The organism is Burkholderia sp. Bp8963 (assembly GCF_003854275.1).
Classification (GTDB): domain Bacteria; phylum Pseudomonadota; class Gammaproteobacteria; order Burkholderiales; family Burkholderiaceae; genus Burkholderia.
This window is the reverse complement of record NZ_QTQP01000049.1, coordinates 14,195-31,652: the sequence shown is the minus strand read 5'-3', so window position 1 is coordinate 31,652 and position 17,458 is coordinate 14,195. Positions and strand designations below refer to the sequence as shown.

Genomic DNA, 17,458 nt, shown 5'->3' with positions numbered 1-17,458 from the left:
ACCATACGCTGGAATCTTGGCGTACGTCAGCGGAAGTGAGGCTCAGGCTCGAGCTGTTCATCATGTTTGCTGCCACGTGGGCCGAAGATACTTCGCGAGTATTGCATGGTGTTGGCCGACGCGGGCGCCTTTGGCAGGACAAAAAAGTGCTGCAGTCACGGTTTTCGCGTCCCTCGTCGTACCCGCTCCAGGTATTTTCCTGAGGCGACTTCGATTCGAACCGTGTCCTCTTCTTTAATGAACTGAGGAACGAGCACTTCCATGCCGTTTTCGAGCGTGGCTGTCTTGAAGGTGGAGGTTTCATGCTCGTGCAGGCCGGGCGGCGTGGATACGACGCTCAACTCGACCGCCGCGGGAAATGCAATGCTGACGGGCTCGCCCTCGTAGAGCTGCACCGGGATTCGCATATTGGGCTGAAGAAACTTTTCGTATGCGCCGATGGTTTCCGACGGAAAACTGATCTGTTCGAAGGTGTCGGGATTCATGAAGTAGAAGGCGACACCATCCGTGTACAGATATTCCATCTCCTTGCGATCGAGCGCGAACTCTTCGAGCTTGTCGCTCGTGTGAAGCCGCAGCTCCTTGATGTGACCGGTCTTCAGGTTCTTGACCTTGGCAAAGACTGCGCTACTCTGCTGGCCGCCGCCGGCGTGGTACCCAGCGCTGACGACGCTGTGAAGTTCACCTCCAAGCATGACGACCATGCCCGACTTCAGTTCGGAAGCTTCGACCATTTGCTTTTCTCCGCCTGGCTGGAAAGATGACGCCTTCAGCCTAGCACTGCAGCGGAGCGCCAACAACCGGTCCGCTGCCGCAGCTGTCGTTCGTTCAGGCGAGCGTCGAGAACCGAAAGCGGGACCCTGTCGATTCAGTTCGCCGTGCGGGACTCGATCGACGATCTCGGGATACCAGGCGGCGCACCCCGAGATACATCTTCATGGACGACGAGTGCGAATCAAGCAAACATCGCCGTTGCCATCACTCGATAGCCTCGTACGGCAAACCAACGTAGTTTTCCGCGATCGTCTTCAGTCCCGCTTCGGAAGTCCTGTAATAGTCGTAGTCGGTACGCTGCATGCGCTTGTCGAACGCGTCGCGCTCCGAGAACTCGTGCAGGAGATTCGTCATGAACCACGAGAAACGTTCTGCCTTCCACACGCGACGCAGTGCGATCTGCGAGTACTTTTCCAGTAGATCGGTGCGGCCATCGCGATAGACGCGGTTCAGAATCCGATACAGCGTGCTCACGTCGCTCGCAGCGAGATTCAGGCCCTTCGCGCCGGTCGGCGGCACGATATGTGCCGCGTCGCCAACGAGAAACAGCTTGCCGTACTGCATCGGCTCAACGACGTAACTGCGCAGCGGCGCGATGCTCTTCTCGAGCGACGGACCCGTGACCACCTTCTCCGCCACGTCCTCCGGCAGGCGCGTCTTCAACTCTTCCCAGAAGCGTTCGTCGGACCAGTCCTCGACCTTCTCGGTCAATGGCACTTGCAGGTAGTAACGGCTGCGCGTCGCCGAACGCTGGCTGCATAGCACAAAACCCCGTTCGTGATGCGCGTAAATCAGTTCGTGATTGACAGGCGGTGTGTCGGCGAGCAGGCCGAGCCAGCCAAATGGATAGACACGCTCATAGTGCGTGAGCACGTCCGCAGGAATCGTCTTGCGTGAAACGCCATGAAAGCCGTCGCAGCCCGCGATGTAATCGCAATCCAGACGGCATGTCTCGCCGTTTTTTTCGAATGTGACGTATGGCGCTTCGCCTTTCACGTCGTACAACTGAACGTTGGTCGCTTCATAAATCGTGGTCGCGCCGCTGGCCTCGCGCGCCGCCATCAGATCGCGCGTCACTTCGGTCTGGCCATATACCAATACCGACGAACCACCGGTGAGCGCCTTCAGGTCGATCCGGTCGCGTCGCCCACCGAAAACGAGTTCGATGCCGTCGTGAACCAACCCTTCCGCATCCATGCGCTCGCTCACACCCGCTTCGCGCATCAGGTCGACCGTGCCCTGCTCGAGCACGCCCGCGCGGATTCGGCCGAGCACGTATTCGCCGCTCTGGCGTTCAATAATGACGTTGTCGATGCCCGCCTTGTGCAGCAACTGTCCCAAAAGCAGGCCGGACGGCCCCGCACCGATGATCGCTACTTGGGTCTTCATGACCGATGTCTCCTGTATTCCTTTACACCGTGACCTTTCTGCCTTGCTCTTCGAGCCCCACTCATTGGCGCCACGGTTGAATTGCATTTTTCTGGAAAACTGAACCGCTGGTAAGGCAATTTTCTCGATTAAAATTGGACTTTTAGAAAGTCCCTTGCGGGCCGATATACGTGTGACGAAACCATGAAACAGCCAGCGCAACACGACATCCCCGTCTTCAAGCTATATGGAGAGGAACCTGACTGGAGCACGCTCGACTTGCTGCACTGCGAGTCGATACCTGAGCGCAGCAGCTTGCACGACTGGGAAATCCGGCGACACACGCACGCGGACCTCGTGCAACTCCTGTATGTCCAGAAAGGCGTCGCGGAGCTGGAAATCGAGGGCGAGAAAACCCGGATAAACACGCCATCCGTCCAGGTCGTACCGCCGATGTGCGTACACGGCTTCCAGTTCTCTCCGGAGGTCGACGGTTACGTGATCACGATCGCCGCGCCCCTGGTGAACTGGCTTCAGCAGCAGATCGATGCGCCTCGCCGCGTGCTGGAGCATCCGGGCTGCTATTCGGTCGGCAACGACCTGCCTTACCTGAACACCCTGTGCAGCCAGCTGAATCAGGAATACAGCTTCCCTGCGCCTTCAAGGGACTTGCTGCTTCGCTCGCTCGTGAGCGCGCTCGTCGTATGGGTCAGCCGCCAGGATCAACAGGGCGAGGAACGGGCCGAATCTCAGGATCGTGGCCAGGCCCACCTGAAGGCCTTCTCCGGCTTGATCGAGAAGCACTACCGCGAACATTTTCCCATCAGCCGCTACGCCGAACGCCTGGGCGTGACGCCGGTGTATTTGAATATGGTCTGCCAGCGAATGGCAGGCAAGAGCGCGCTCGCTCTGGTCCATCAGAGATTGTTGCTCGAGGCGAAGCGCAGTCTCACCTACACCTCGCTCAATATCAATCAGGTATCCGACTTTCTGGGCTTCACGGAGCCGGCGTATTTCACGCGATTCTTCAAGAGATTCACTGGCGTTACGCCAAACGCTTTCCGCAAGCGAAAATGACTTCGCTGTTGCCCGCCCGACGGGTTGGGTCGCACTAACGCGATCCGGTAGAACCTGTCGTACCGAAGTCGTATCGAAGCAGGCTTCGGAGGGCAGTCCACGGCCGGACTGCCCTGCCGCGCGATCAAGACGAGCGCGCATCCCGGCGCAAGGACACGCGCCCAAGCGATACCCCTGTTCGACTGGTGTAAGAATCGGCTTGTGCGTGCAGCGATGCGTCAGAACCGGTGGCGAATCGCGGCGCGCACGAGCGCCTGGCGGCTGTTCGACGAGTCGCCGGCATTGCCGATGTTGGCCACCGCAGGCGCACCGGTGGACGACGTACCCGCCGCGATCTGGTACGCGCCCTCGGCGTAGAGATCGGTTTGCTTCGAAAGAAAGTAATCGGCGATCACGCTGAACTGGTTGAAATGCTGATTGCCGACGTTTGCACCATCCGGCGTGCGGACGTTGCTGCCCTTCGCGTAATCGTAGGCCGCGCCGAGACTGAATGCCGGCGTGACCATCCACTTGACACCCGCATCAATGTTATTGAACCTCGCACTCGCCCCGCCCAGTGCCACGATATTGCCGTACTCGACGTTCGACCACGACGCGCCAATCTGCACCGGTCCGACTGTGTACAGCGCGCCCGCGACCGCCACCTGATAAGAATTCGCACTTGCATAACCCTTGTTCAGGATACCGATCAACTGCGTCCCGCTGCCGTTGCTCGTGAAGAAACCCTGGCCCGCGGTGGCGGCGGTCGGATTCTTGAAGTACAGGTAAGCGGCCGCGAGGGTCACCACGCCGTTGGAGTATGCCGCACCGGCCGAATAGCCGCCGTTACCGCTGATATTGCCGGGTTGGCCGCCCACGCTCCACTCGGCGCCAAACGTGAGTCCATTGATGTTCGGGCTCGCGTAGCGAATCGAGTTGTTGGTGCGCAGCGAGTTCGCGCTGTTGTCGAAGTCGCCTGGATGCTGGAAAACTTCGCTGGCCAGATAGCCCTGGATCGTGACGGCCTGCGCATAGTTGACGACCGAATCGTACTGCCGCCCGAGCGTGATGTCGCCGAAGCGACGGTCGCTCACGCCAACGGCCGCCTGCCGTCCGAACATGAGCCCACCTTGCCCGGCGGCTCCCGTATTCAGGTTCACGCCGGATTCAAGCGTGAAGATGGCACGCATCCCCCCGCCGAGGTCTTCGGCTCCCTTCATGCCCCAGCGGCTGCCATACATGCCATTGAGCGAGTCGAGGTACCACTTGTGCCCGCCCTGCGACGGGCCGGTGGCGACGTTGCTGTTGAACATGATCCCTTCGTCCAGCACGCCGTATAGTGTCAGACTGCTTTGCGCGCACGCCGATGCACCATACAGACAAAGCGGAGCCAATGCGAGAATCGCTTTTTTCATCCATGTATCTCCATAACCGATTTATTACTTTGTATATCTAATTTATTTTTATTCAGAATGAACGGCGGCGAATCAAACAGCGCCCCCTCGCTAGTGCATGGATACGCTTCCACGCGCGCCCGGCTGGGCCAGGCTGCCGCCGCGCCCGATCATCGCGAACAGCGCGAACGAGGACACGAGAGCCGGGAGCGCGAGCAGGCTGAATACCGATCCGAACTGCCAGCCGAAGCCCATCAACGCCGCACCGACCAGCGCTCCGGCCACCCCGCCGATGCGCCCGACGCCGAGCATCCATGCGACGCCTGTCGCCCGCCCATGCGTCGGATAAAAGGCGGCAGCGAGCGCGGACATCGACGTCACTGCGCTCGTCACCAGTGTGCCGGTCAAAAAGACGAGCGTGCCGAGCCACAACTGATGTCCGACACCGCGCCCCACCAGCAGGACCATCAGTGCGGCCAGCACATACGTTGCCGCAATCACGCGGTTGGCGTTGAGACGGTCCATGACCCAGCCCACGCAGAGGTTGCCGAGCACACCGCCGAGCGGGAACAGCGACGTCATGAGCGCAGCGCGCTCGCCGGAGAAGCCGGTGTCGCGAAAGAGCGTAGGCAGCCAATTGGTCAGCAGATAGTAGATCAGCAGGCCCATGAAGTACGCGAGCCACAACATCAGCGTGCCGAAGCGATACTGGCGCGACAGCACGACGCGAATGGCCGATTCGCACTTCGTGCTGTCGCTGCCCTCCGGGGTGACGAAACGGCAGCCTTCAAGTAACGCGCCACGTGCGATGCGGCCGAGAATGCGCGCGATTTTTGCGTCGGCGCGCCGACGCACCGCCATGAACTGAACCGACTCCGGCAACAGCAGAATCAGCAGAACCGTCAGCACGATCGGCCCGATACCGCCCGCGACCAGCACGCTTTGCCAGCCAAAATGCGGAATCATCCATGCGGACGCGAATCCGCCGAGCGCGAGGCCTGTGGAAAATCCACAAAACATCGCATTGACGACGACCGCGCGCACGCGCGTCGGCGCATATTCGGACATCAGCGTGACGGCGTTCGGCATCGCCGCGCCGAGTCCGAGCCCGGTGCAGAAGCGCAGGACGGTCAGTGACTCAACCGAGTTGGCGAATGCCGCCGCAAGACTCCACAGTCCGAAAAACGCCACGGAAAGCACCAGCACGGTCTTGCGCCCGAGACGGTCGGCGAGCGGGCCGGCCAGTACCGCACCGATGCCGAGCCCGACCAGCGCCGCGCTCATCACCGGACCGAGCGCGACTCGCGCAATGCCCCACTGCTGCACGAGCGACGGCGCGATGAAGCCGATGGCTGCCGTGTCGTAGCCGTCGGCCGCGACAACGAGAAAGCACAGCACGAGGATGACCCATTGAAATGGCGAGAACCGTTGGCCGTCAATGAAGGCCTGGGTATCGACGACGCGTTCGAAGGTCTTCATTGCTGCCCTCCAGCCACGTGATGGACGAACGGGGGCAGCGCGCCGGCGGGGCCGGTGCGATCGAGCATTTCCATTGCGATGTCTCCAGAGATTGATATGGTTTTATTGCGGCGCCGTAGCCGCGGGCGCCGTTCGTCGAGAACCTTGCCTTCGGCTTACCCTGCGACACTATCCAGCGCGGCGGCACGAACGAGTCGTGTCTCCTGTGCCGTGATCAGATGGCCCGATGCCTTCAGATAGGCCGGGAAATCCGGATGCGTATCGCGCGCAAGGCATCGTCGTTCGTAGTCCGCCAGATCGTCATACCCCCACAAGTGGGTGAACTGGTTCTGCGGCCCGACCAGACTTGTCCAAAAGCCGAGCGGATGTCCAAGCGTATCGAGCAGGATTGGCATGGCGAGCCTGTCAAACACCTCGAGAAACTCGGGCATCTTGCGCAGCGCGATGGTGTAGACCCGCAAATCGACGAGGGGCTTTGCCAGATACATCGGGTGGGTGCTCATGCGCATACCTTCTCTTTGCAGGCCCTGGCTTTGGCAGCGATGGCGCTACCTGTGACATAGCCGAAAGTCATATTGGGCCCATGGGTGATACCGGCGCCCGGATAGTTGCCGCCCATCACGCTACGCCGGTCATTGCCGACCGCGTAAAGGCCGTCGATCTGGCTGCCGTCGGCCCGCAGCACCTCGCCGGTGACGCTGGTCCTGAGGCCGTCGAACGTGCCCAGATCGCCCATCACCACCTTCACCGCATAGAAGGGGCCGGTCGCGATCGGCGCAACGCATGGATTGGGCTTGTTGTCCGGATCGGCGAGATAACGGTTGAACGATGTGCGACCGCGATGGAACGCCGGGTCTTCTCCGCGCTCGGCATCGAGGTTGTAGGCACGGACCGTCATCTCGAGCGCATCAGGCGCAATCCCGCAATTGCGCGCCAGCTCGCCGATCGTCTCGCCCTTGACGAGGTAGCCTTTGCGTAGCAACGGCCCCACCGGCATCGGTGCGGGCTTGGCATAGCCCAGTCCATACTTGCCCAGCGCCACCTTGTCGCAGATCAGCCACATCGCCGTCTCCCGCTCACCCTCGCAGGCGCGGATCAGCGCCGCGCCAACATCGTGGTAGGAGTTCGATTCATTGGTGAAGCGCTGGCCGTTCCGCAGTACGCCGATCACGCCGGGCTTATAGCGGTCGAGCAGATGCGGGAATACGCCTGTGCGGCCGTTGCCGAAGGGCACCTTCGAGACAGGCATCCAGGCCGACGCATCGGGGAAGCCGAGGTCCACGGCAGCCCCCACCTTCTCGGCCATGGTCAGCCCGTCGCCCGTATTGCCGACGGGCGTGGGCGACAGATGCTCGCCCCCACGCTTCACATGCGGATAGACCTGCGCGATGCGCCCGAGATCGTGCGGGAAGCCGCCACAAGCCAGCACGACGCCGTGCCGGGCGGTTATCCGAAGGTCACCTTCCGTTGCGCTCGCGTGCACACCGACCACCTGGCCGTTCTCGCTCAACAGTTCCTTGACGGGCGTCGAAGTGAGGATCGGAATGTCGATCGCCAGCGCCGACTTCGCGAGCCTCGCGGCGAGCGCGTTGCCGCTCGTTACGTTGATCCCGCGCCGGTAGAGCGCCAGCTCCTTGACGTGCGTAGCCAGACGCCGGGCCACGTAGAAGAACGAAACAATGGACTTGGTCGCACGGAAGAAGTGCTTGAGGTCCGCATTCGAGGAATTGAACATCATTCCCATGAAGGTGATCGTCTCGAGCGGCGGCTTGAGGCGGCGCATGTCCTTGCCCAGCCCGCGAATGTCATAGGGCGCGGCGAGGATCGAGCGGCCGATGTCGACGCCGCCGGGCGCATCCGGGTGATAGTCCGGATAGAGCGTGGGCACGAACTTCATCTCGGTCTCGCGCTCGAAGAACTCGACCATTCCCGGCCCGTTCTCGATAAAGCACTGAACCGAGGCGGCATCGTAGTGGTTGCCCGTCTCGCTCATCATGTATTCGCGCACACGCTCGACCGTGTCCGCCGGGTTCTGCTGTCGGCCATATTTGCTCAGCGGAATCCACAAGACCCCGCCCGACAGCGCGGTGGTACCACCGAACACGGGCTCCTTTTCCAGCACGATGACATCGAGGCCGCGCTTGCGTGCCGTGATTGCGGTGGCGAGGCCCGCAGCACCCGATCCGACCACGACCAGATCGCAAGTGATCTCCTTGGCCATATCCACTCTCCTTTTCGTTATGGTGTGATGGAACTCACGCAGCCTGGGTGGCGTTGAAGCCCGGGCGCGGGACCATGTCCATCAGCATGCAATCGAGCCCGCCGTCGACAAGCACCTCCGCGCCATTGACGTAGGCAGCCAGGTCAGAGGCGAGAAACAGGGCCGGGCCGGCGAGGTCCTCCGGCTCGCCGATGCGGCGGCTCGCGGTGGCGGCGGCGCGGCGAGCCTCGAAGCCGGGCTCCTCGTAGAACTTCGCGGACAGCGCGGTGCGGATCATGCCGGGCAGCACGCAGTTGCTGCGCACGCCGCGTGGCCCCCACTCCGCCGCCAACTGCCGCGAGAGCAGCAGCACGCCCGCCTTGCTCGGGCTATAGGAACCGCTATTGGTCTGCGGACTGAGCGCCGCAATCGACGCAACGTGGACGATACTGCCCTTGCCTGCCGCCAGCATGTCGCGCCCGAAAGCTCGAGCACACAGTAGATAGCCGGTCAGGTTCACGGCGATGGCCTGGTTCCAGTCCTCGATCGAGACCGTCTCGAGCGGTCCGGCGCGCAGAAGCCCTGCATTGTTGACGAGCACGCTGGCCGGCCCGAGCGCTGCGCGAACCTCGCCGGCAGCTGCGGCAACCGAGGCTTCGTCCGACACGTCGCAGCCGATCGCCTGTGCCACCGCACCGGCCTTCCGAAGTTCGGCGGCGACTGCTTCAGCGCCGGCAAGATTCCGATCCACGAGTGCCACATGCGCGCCGACATCGGCGAACGCGCGCGCGATGCCGGCTCCAATGCCACTGCCCGCCCCCGTGACCACGCAGACCTTTCCGTCCAGGTTCAGCCGGTATGGGGTCGAGGCCGCGGTGCGATTTTCAAGTTCCTGTCCCATGTAGTTAACGCTCCTAATATTTTCTGTGCGATTACGCGTCGCGAAATTGGTATCGTCATTGAACGCTTCAAGCGCCTATGGAACAATGGACAGAGATCACATACAGCAGGACATAACGTGCATCATGGCCCATGATCAACAGCAACGCCGCACCGTTCTCCATTTCGCACTCTATGGTGCGGAAGCCGACTCATCCTGGGTCGACATGGTCCATTACGAACGCATTCCCCTGCGTGCCGGCCGTTTCGACTTCGACATCAAGCCGCACGTCCACGACGCGCTGATCCAGGTGCTCTACGTCACCGCCGGGGGCGGCAAGACCTTCATCGACGGCAAGACCTGGGCAGTCGAAGCGCCATGCCTGGTCGTCGTGCCAGCGCGCTCGGTCCACGGCTTTCACTTCCGCAGCGACATCGACGGTCACGTCATCACCGCCGCGCAGTCCGCGCTGGAATCGCTGGCGATGACGGCCGCGCCCGAGCTGCTGGAATTCATTCGCACGCCTACGGTGCTGTCGATCGATCCCGCCGTCGAGCGCGGCACATCGTTGGACACCCTGTTTCAGTCGATCGGACACGAGGCGGAGAGCCACGAGCGCTGGCAGTTCACCGCAGGCGCAGCCCTGACGATCATCCTGTTCGTCAAGATCGGGCGCCTCAGCGAGAGCGCACGGCTTTCGGCCAGTTCCGAGCAACGGACGATGGCCGCGCGGATCGAGCGGTTCCGCGCGCTGCTCGACCGCCATTGCCGCGAGCGGCGGCCGGTCGCCAGCTATGCCGACGAGATGGGCGTGACCACCGGCCAGCTCTCCCGCATCTGCCGTGCCACCTTCGGGGTCTCGGCAATCGAGGCAATCGATGCACGCTCGATTCACGAGGCCAAGCGGCTGCTCGGCTATTCGACGCTCAGCGTGAAACAGATCGCCAGTGAGCTGGGCTTTCAGGACGAGGCCTATTTCGGCCGCTTCTTCCGCAAACAGACGGGGCTCCGGCCGACCGAATACCGCTCTGCGGCCCACGACCGATCCTTGCCGCATGAAAAGGGGGGAGCGGGCTGACCCAGCCTCGCCCCCGTCATCCGGTTCAGGCCGACAAGCCGCGGAGCTTGACGAACAGGTGTTCCGGCCCGGAGTTGGTCAGGTTGTTGCCCCGCACATACTGGATCGGCCTTGCCGGATCGAGCGCGATATCGCCAATCTTGCGGGCCAGTGCCTTCGCCGCAGTCAGCGTCTCCAGCTTGGCGAGCGGCGCGCCAAGGCATTTGTGCATGCCGTTGCCGAAACCCAGATGGCCGCTGGAATCGCGGTCGATGTCGAACGTCTCGCCCTCGGCAAACTTGCGGCTGTCGCGGTTCGCAGCCGACAGCAGCAATCGCACCACCGCACCCTTGGGCAGATCGACACCCGCGATGGTGGTCGGCTCAGTGGTGATGCGGCTTACGCGCTGGACGGTACCCCGATAGCGCGCCACCTCCTCGACGAATCGGTCGGCGTCGGCGGGGTTTTCGCGGATACGTCCCAGCAGAGTCGGCTGCTCGGCGAACATGCGAAACGCGTTGGCGACAAGGATGGTCGTCGTGTCGTGCCCGGCGATGAAGACGAACGCGCACAGCTCCTTCGCTTCCTTTTCCGACAGCAACCCGTCCTTCCACATGCGCGCGATATGCCCGCCAATCGACTGGCTGTCGGTGAGCGCAAGCCGCTCCATCGCTTCCTTCAGGTAAGCGAAGAAAGCCTGCGCACTCTGCTCGTCGGTGCCGGTCCCCGGCGCATTGCGGGCGAGACGCCCGAAGTAGCTAAAGGTCTCGTCCGACCAGAACTTCATCTTCTCCTCATCCTCGTTCGGCACATCGATCATCGCGGAGATGGTCGAGATGCTGAGCGGAATGGCGAAATCGTTGACGACATCACCGCCGCCCTTCGCGATCATTGCGTCAAGCAGATCCTCCGCCCGTTGCGCGATCTGGTCGACAAAGGGATCGAGCGCCAGCGGCAGGAAGGACGGCTGGACGACCTTGCGTAACCGCGAATGGTCAGGCGCATCGAACAGCGTCAGGAACGTCAGCGGTGGCGGGCTGACGACCTCGGAGGAAAACAGCTTCGGATTACGGATCGCCTGGTAGACATCGTCGTAGCGCGAGAGGAACCACACGTCCGAAGTCGCCGACTGGCAACGCAGCACCGGCGCGTGCTCCCGCATCCAGCGGTAGTGCTCGTAAGGGTCGCCTTGCGAGCCGTCATCGACCACCTTGAATGGCTCCAGCCCATCGGGCCAGTCCAGTTCGTGTGAATAGGCCGGAAGGGTCCTGGCCGTGAACGGGCAGATCTGTGGCGCACTCTCCGGCACGGCAGACGGGAGAGAGACAGGCGCCGCGGCCGTGGGTGCCGTCTTGCCCATCGCCATACGCTCCAGCGCCCGGCTCATCGTGGCCTTGGAATGGCGCGCATGCAGCGCAATCACATCCCGCGCCGCGTTCAGGTCGCCCAGCTCGAAGGCGGCGACAATGTCCCGGTGCTGCTGGACGATATCGCCGACGATCTCGATCTGGTCGGTCAGCGCGCGCGCGATGTAGTCCTGCACGGCCAGTTGCCGGTAGAGCGCGATCAGCTGGGCGTTCCCCGAAGCTTCGATCGTGAACATGTGGAACGCGTGGTTTGCGTCGATGTAGCGCGGAACGTCAGTAAAGCGCCGCCCGGACACGAACTGCGCCGTTGCCTCCGCGAGCTGGCGGAAGATGATCAATTGCTCGCTCGACAGCCGGCCCATGGTCAGCTGAGCCGCCCCCAGTTCGAGAGCCATGCGCAGGTCGAACGCTTCATCGACGTCAACAGGAGCAATGCGCTCCTCGCCAGTCTGGACCACCAGGCCGGTGCCGGCGAACTTCTCATAATAGAAATTGCGCGGCGTCAGCCCTTCGGACGACAGAAAATTGCGCACCGCATCAACCATCGGCGGCGGGCCGCAGAGGTAGACATCCGCATCGCCACCGTTGAGCTGCGACGCGCTGATGTGGTGAGTCACATAGCCCTTGTTGGGATGGGCACTGTCGGGGCTGGAGACGGTGCAGGCATAGGTAAAGTTCGACAGGCGCTGCGCATAGACCTCGAGCCGGTCGACGCCGACGAGATCCTCGTCACTGTTCACGCCCAGGATCATATGGATCGGATACGGGCTGCCGCCGTCCTCGACGATCTTGTCCAGCATCGAGAGAAACGGCGCGAGGCCCGTGCCACCTGCCAGAAACAGCACCGGCCGCTCAATGGGGCGCAGGTAGAAGCTTCCCATCGGGCCGCGAAACTCGATCAGGTCCCCTGCTTTGGCGGTTTCGCAGAGCCAGGTCGACATCACCCCTTGACGCACGTTGCGCACAAGGAAGGACAAATGCGGCTCGGACGGCCCCGAGCTGAAGGAGTAGGAGCGTGTCTGATCGGTGCCGGGCACCCGGATGTTGACATACTGCCCAGGAAGGAAGCCGAGATCTGCGCGGTTCTCGAGCTCGACCGAGAAGGCGATCGTGCTGTCGGACGCGCGTTGGCAGGCGACGATCCGTCCCCTGTGGGAGCACGGGCCGGTACCCGAGACATCGGAGTTCGTTGCGATCTGGATCACGCAGTCCGAACGTGGGCTCATCTGGCAGGTGAGCACCTTGCGGGCGCTCGCCTCCTCCGGGCTAAGCGCATCTTCCACGCAGTCGCCCAGCACATACTCGCCGGACTCGCAGACCGCCTTGCAGGTGCCACACACACCATCACGGCAATCGAGTGGAATATTGAGCTTGGCGCGAATGGCGGCATCGGTGACGCGCTCGCCCTCCTCGCACTCGATGAAGCGGGTCACTCCGTCCTCAAAACGGAGGGTTATCTGATGGGCCATGGCGGTGTCTCCTCTAAAGCCGCCCGGGCATACCGTTGCGCTGACGGCATGCCCGGGCGGGCGGCGCGCGAGATAACGTTGTTACTCGCAAGCGCCCGGTGGGTTTAATGACGCCAATTTAGAGCCTGAGCCGCGTTCCCCTCAATGGACAGAGACGACGTTATCCCGGACAAAACGTGCATGGTGACGAACGCCCGATGACCGTAGGCATCTCGATACCGGCGCAGAATCTACAACGTGATGTCTGCAGGGTGGCGAGAATCGCGGGGAGGGCTCGCTGGCCTATTTGCCAATTGCGTTGTAATTTTTCTGAACGACCACGATGCGCTGACGCGTTCCGCCCCGCTTTGTCAGGATGCCGAACGCATTCGTATGTCGAGACGGCCCCCCATTTGCAAAGCCCCTTGCACTGGCGCCGCCCCGCATGCCGCCAGGCAACCGCGACGGTGCGTGGGCCTTTCGCATTCATGTGACGAGCATGCGGGAGCGCGAATTGCTTCATCGTTTCCATCAAGCGCAACCTGGGAGTGAACAATGCGCATCGGCCACACCGTCGGCAAGACGGCCGCGTGGCTTTCCGTTATCGTCGCCCTGGCAATTGCGGCGCTGGTCGTCTTCATTGCGACGTTCGACTGGAACCGCGCGCGGCCTTGGGTCGATGACAAGGTGTCGGACGCGATCGGACGACAGTTCACCATCAACGGCGATCTACGTATCGGGTGGCGCCGGCCCGTGAGCGAGCAGGGTTGGCGGGCCTGGGTGCCGTGGCCGCGATTTAGCGCACACGATGTCACGATCGCCAACCCGGACTGGGCGCGCACGAAGTATTTCGTCACGCTGGATGCAATCAGCTTCGAAATCGAGGCGCTGCCGCTGATCGCACACCACATCGTGATTCCGGCAGTCGATCTGGTCAATCCATCGGTCGATCTCGAACGCCTCAAGGACGGGCGCGCCAACTGGACGTTCAAGCTCAAGCGGTTCGGGCATCCGGGCCAATGGACCCTCGACTTGCACGATATCGCGTTCGCACAAGGCAATCTCGGCTACTACGACCAACAAAAACAATTCGATCTGAGTGCCGTGATCGACACGCTCGGCCAGCCGATCCCGTTCGGCGATGCCGTAAGACAGCAGCAGGCGCTGGCGCGTCACGAATCGGCCCAGGCCGTCGGCCAGGCGGGCCAAAAGAAGCTCGCGGCCCAGGCCCATCGAGGTTCGGCGCGATCGGGTGTGCCTGCCTCCGGTGCCGAGGCGGCATCCCGCGCATCGGCCGCGGCTTCGCAGGCGTTGGCTGCGGCTTCGCATGCGCCGACGAAGAGATCCGGTGCTGCAACGGCCTCGACGGCTTCGACGGCATCAGGCGCAGCGGCTTCGTCGAACGCGCCCGCGCCAGCCGCACCGGGCGTACCGGCCTCGGCGACAACGAGCGCGTCAGCAGGCTCCGCGTCTGGTGTGGCAAGTGTGCAGCCGCCCACAGTATCCGCAGGCGTCGGCGCCTATACGATCGGCTTGACCGTCAAGGGAACCTACAGGAAGGGCCGTGTGGACGGCAACGGAAAGATCGGCAGTGTGCTGGCGGTGCAGGACGCGCAACGCCCGTTCCCGATTCAGGCCGATCTGCGCTTTGGCGACACCCGGCTGGCGCTCGTCGGCACACTCACCGATCCGGCGCACCTGGCAGCGGTCGATCTGCGTCTGTGGATCGCGGGCACCAGCGCGGCCCATCTGTATGAGGTCACCGGCATCACGCTACCCGAGACGCCGCCCTATGCGACCGACGGCCGGCTGATCGGGCAATTCCGTGCGTCCGGCAATGTCTTCAAGTACGAGGATTTCACGGGACGCGTCGGTGGCAGCGATGTCAACGGCTCGCTGACATACGTCTCGCGCGAACCGAGGCCGCTCTTGTCGGGCACGCTGGAGTCGAAGCTGCTGCAGTTCTCCGATCTTGCGCCGCTCATCGGCGCCGACACGAATGCGAGCAAAACCCGGCGGGGCGCCGCCGCAGCGCAGCCCGCGAACAAAGCGCTGCCGGTCGAGGCGTTCCGCACGGCGCGCTGGAAGAAGATCGACGCGGACGTCCGGTTCACCGGACGGCGCATCGTCAAGACCGCGAGCCTGCCGATTACCGACCTGTCGACCCACGTCATCATGCAGGACGGTGTGCTGACGCTCGACCCGCTGAACTTCGGCGTCGCGGGCGGTACGCTCGCCGCGAACATCCACCTGGACGGCAGCGGCGAGCCGCTCAAGGGGCGGTTCTCATTGCAGGCGCGACATCTGAAACTCAAGCAGTTGTTCCCGACATTCGCGGTGATGCAGACAGCGCTCGGCGAGGTCAATGGCAATGCGGCGCTATCGGCCACCGGCAACTCGCCGGCGGCACTCGCCGCGACTTCCAACGGCGAGGTGAAGACGTTGGTCACCGACGGCACGGTGAGCCTCTTGCTGATGGAAGCCGCCGGGCTGAATGTAGCAAACGTGGTGTACGAGAAGTTGTTCGGCACGCGTGACGTGAAGATCAACTGCGGGGTGGCCGACTTCGTCGCCACCAATGGCGTGCTCGACTCGCGCGTATTTGCGCTTGACACCGACGATGCGGTGATCGGCATGGACGGTAACGTGGACCTGCGAGACGAGACCATGAATCTGACGGTTCATCCGCATACCAAGGGGTTCAGGGTGATATCGCTGCGCTCGCCGCTGGTTGTCACCGGAACATTCAAGCAGCCGCACGTCGGGGTGAAGGCCGAGGCACTGATCGCGCGTGGTGGCGCGGCGGTTGGGCTGGGCTTGCTGAATCCGCTCGCCAGTCTGCTCGCGCTGCTGCAGCCAGGCCGCAATCGGCCGTTGCCGTGCCAGCAGATGCTGACCGACATGGCGCGGCGCCCGACGGCGCCACCGCCGGGAATACGCGAGAAAACGAAGGCGGCACCGGCATACATGAGCGCGCCGTCGGCTGCTTCAGCGGCTTCCGCGCCCGCGAGTGCAGGACGCGAGCATGCGGGGCGAGCGAACGGGGCCGCCTCTCCCGACCGGTGATGTTGCCGCCTCGACGCCGGCCTCCTCCGGGTCTTCGCCACATACTGCTCAGACACCCGTGCTTGCCGCGAGCGATCACGCCGTGTGCAGATGTCAAGTGCTGGCGGCGAGACGCGGGCCCGTGCTACAGGAAATAGACTCGGCTTCAGGCCGTTGCGACGGCAGCGGGTGTACCCACGGATCGATTCCCTGCTGCTGCACTTCCTCGAGGAACGCAACGCGCGTGCGCCAGTAGTCGGCTTGTAATTTTGCATCGATGACGCGCTGCTCGGCGGCGAACAACTCCATGCGTGCAGTCACCAGCATTGACGCCGCGGTTTTCTCCGGCGTCGGGGCGTGCCGCATCGCCCAACGACTGAACCAGTTCACCATACTCACCCCCGTGAAAATGGACGAACCCGCATCGGGCAATCGAGATCGGCTGCGCGCCTGACTCAAGCGCCGCGACCGCTGCCAAACCTTGGCACCCGGGTTCCACGCGTCACCGACACCCCGTATCGATGGCGATCGCCGCGGCATGTGTGCCCGCAGTTTACTTATCCTAGGAATACTTGCCGGTTTGCGCGATACGGGTTTGCCTGCTTTCACACCTCCCGCGGCGCACGATCGCGCTGGCGGTATCGACGCAGGCGGCCAGCACGAGCATCGCGAAGACGACCGTGCATGCCTCGGGCAGACGGAAAAGGGAGAGTTCGTAGTACAGCATTTGCCCGAGTCCGCCGGCGCCGACGAAGCCCAGGATTGCCGCCATGCGGATGTTCGTTTCCCAGCGATACATGATGTAGGCGACGAACTGCTCCCGCACGCAAGGCAACGTCCCGTACACAAAGGCCAGCGCCGAGGAGGTCCCGGCTTCCGCCAGGGCGCGCGCGGGCGCGGGCGGCGCATTCTCCAGCGATTCCGCGAACAGGCGGCCCAGCACGCCGGCGGTGTGCAGCGCCAGCGCAAGCGTGCCGGCGAACGGCCCGAGACCGGCAGCGAGCACGGTGACGGTCGCCCACACGAGCTCGGGAATCGAGCGCAACAGGTTCAGCAGGAAACGCGACACCGCGCGCAGCGCAGCGCCGTACATGCCGGAAGCCGGCAGCGCCAGCACGAAGGCCAGCACCGCCGCGCAGAGCGTGCCGATGGCGGAGACCGCGAAGGTTTCGAGCATGCTGCCGGCCGTCCTGGCGAGGAACCCGGCCGACAGCTCGGGCGGGAAGAACGACAGCAGGAAGCGCAGCATCTGGCGGGCCGCGTCGCGGGAAACGAGTTGACCGAGATCGAGCGACAGATAGGCAAAGCTGAGCGAGATCGCAATCGCGATGGCGATCATCGTGAGCACGCAGCTCATGCAGATCTGGACGGCTTTGGCCTTGTTCGTCAT

The 17,458-nt window shown here is 63.1% G+C and carries 13 protein-coding genes; 3 read left to right on the top strand and 10 right to left on the bottom strand.

From position 1 onward, the window contains the following. Positions 1-155: 155 nt before the first annotated feature. Together DID96_RS29695 and pobA are read right to left on the bottom strand one after the other, a co-directional pair. On the bottom strand, positions 156-734 hold the full coding sequence (locus DID96_RS29695) for an elongation factor P (RefSeq protein ID WP_124602798.1): 579 nt from the start codon (positions 732-734) through the stop codon (positions 156-158). A gap of 244 nt (positions 735-978) precedes the next feature. Next, entirely contained in the window at positions 979-2,163 is a 1,185-nt protein-coding gene (pobA, locus tag DID96_RS29690; protein WP_124602821.1) for a 4-hydroxybenzoate 3-monooxygenase, read from the bottom strand. Between the two features lie 183 nt (positions 2,164-2,346). Here pobA and DID96_RS29685 point away from each other — a divergent pair, with 183 nt between their 5' ends. Next, on the top strand, positions 2,347-3,219 hold the full coding sequence (locus DID96_RS29685) for a helix-turn-helix domain-containing protein (RefSeq protein WP_124602797.1): 873 nt from the start codon (positions 2,347-2,349) through the stop codon (positions 3,217-3,219). Positions 3,220-3,437: 218 nt separating this feature from the next. On the opposite strand, the gene DID96_RS29680 is transcribed toward DID96_RS29685, so the two are convergent. From DID96_RS29680 to DID96_RS29660, 5 genes are all read right to left on the bottom strand, one after another. After that, positions 3,438-4,613, bottom strand: coding sequence for a porin (locus DID96_RS29680; protein ID WP_124602796.1), 1,176 nt, complete (start codon positions 4,611-4,613; stop codon positions 3,438-3,440). Between the two features lie 90 nt (positions 4,614-4,703). Then, positions 4,704-6,071, bottom strand: coding sequence for an aromatic acid/H+ symport family MFS transporter (locus tag DID96_RS29675; RefSeq protein WP_124602795.1), 1,368 nt, complete (start codon positions 6,069-6,071; stop codon positions 4,704-4,706). Positions 6,072-6,226: 155 nt separating this feature from the next. Further along, positions 6,227-6,574, bottom strand: a complete 348-nt coding sequence (locus tag DID96_RS29670; protein WP_124602794.1) for an NIPSNAP family protein — start codon at positions 6,572-6,574, stop codon at positions 6,227-6,229. Beyond that, complete coding sequence (locus DID96_RS29665; RefSeq protein WP_260464045.1) at positions 6,571-8,313, bottom strand: FAD-dependent oxidoreductase; 1,743 nt, start codon at positions 8,311-8,313, stop codon at positions 6,571-6,573. Before DID96_RS29665 ends, DID96_RS29670 begins: the two co-directional genes overlap by 4 nt. Positions 8,314-8,326: 13 nt before the next feature. Next, a complete protein-coding gene (locus DID96_RS29660) occupies positions 8,327-9,172 on the bottom strand; it encodes an SDR family NAD(P)-dependent oxidoreductase (RefSeq protein WP_124602792.1) in 846 nt (281 codons plus the stop codon). 124 nt (positions 9,173-9,296) lie between these two features. Here DID96_RS29660 and DID96_RS29655 point away from each other — a divergent pair, with 124 nt between their 5' ends. Then, on the top strand, positions 9,297-10,229 hold the full coding sequence (locus DID96_RS29655) for a helix-turn-helix domain-containing protein (RefSeq protein WP_124602791.1): 933 nt from the start codon (positions 9,297-9,299) through the stop codon (positions 10,227-10,229). Between the two features lie 25 nt (positions 10,230-10,254). Here the strand turns inward: DID96_RS29655 and benC are convergent, their stop codons facing one another. After that, positions 10,255-13,044: a benzoate 1,2-dioxygenase electron transfer component BenC gene (gene benC / locus DID96_RS29650; protein ID WP_124602790.1), complete on the bottom strand. Its 2,790-nt coding sequence runs from the start codon at positions 13,042-13,044 to the stop codon at positions 10,255-10,257. A 534-nt stretch (positions 13,045-13,578) separates the two neighbouring features. On the opposite strand from benC, the gene DID96_RS29645 reads away from it, so the two are divergent. After that, complete coding sequence (locus DID96_RS29645) at positions 13,579-16,089, top strand: AsmA family protein (RefSeq protein ID WP_124602789.1); 2,511 nt, start codon at positions 13,579-13,581, stop codon at positions 16,087-16,089. 93 nt (positions 16,090-16,182) lie between these two features. Here the strand turns inward: DID96_RS29645 and DID96_RS29640 are convergent, their stop codons facing one another. Both DID96_RS29640 and phnE read right to left on the bottom strand, forming a co-directional pair. Beyond that, complete coding sequence (locus tag DID96_RS29640) at positions 16,183-16,461, bottom strand: hypothetical protein (protein WP_124602788.1); 279 nt, start codon at positions 16,459-16,461, stop codon at positions 16,183-16,185. A 169-nt stretch (positions 16,462-16,630) separates the two neighbouring features. After that, positions 16,631-17,458 (bottom strand): phosphonate ABC transporter, permease protein PhnE, encoded by an 828-nt coding sequence (gene phnE / locus DID96_RS29635; RefSeq protein WP_221624623.1) that lies wholly within the window; start codon positions 17,456-17,458, stop codon positions 16,631-16,633.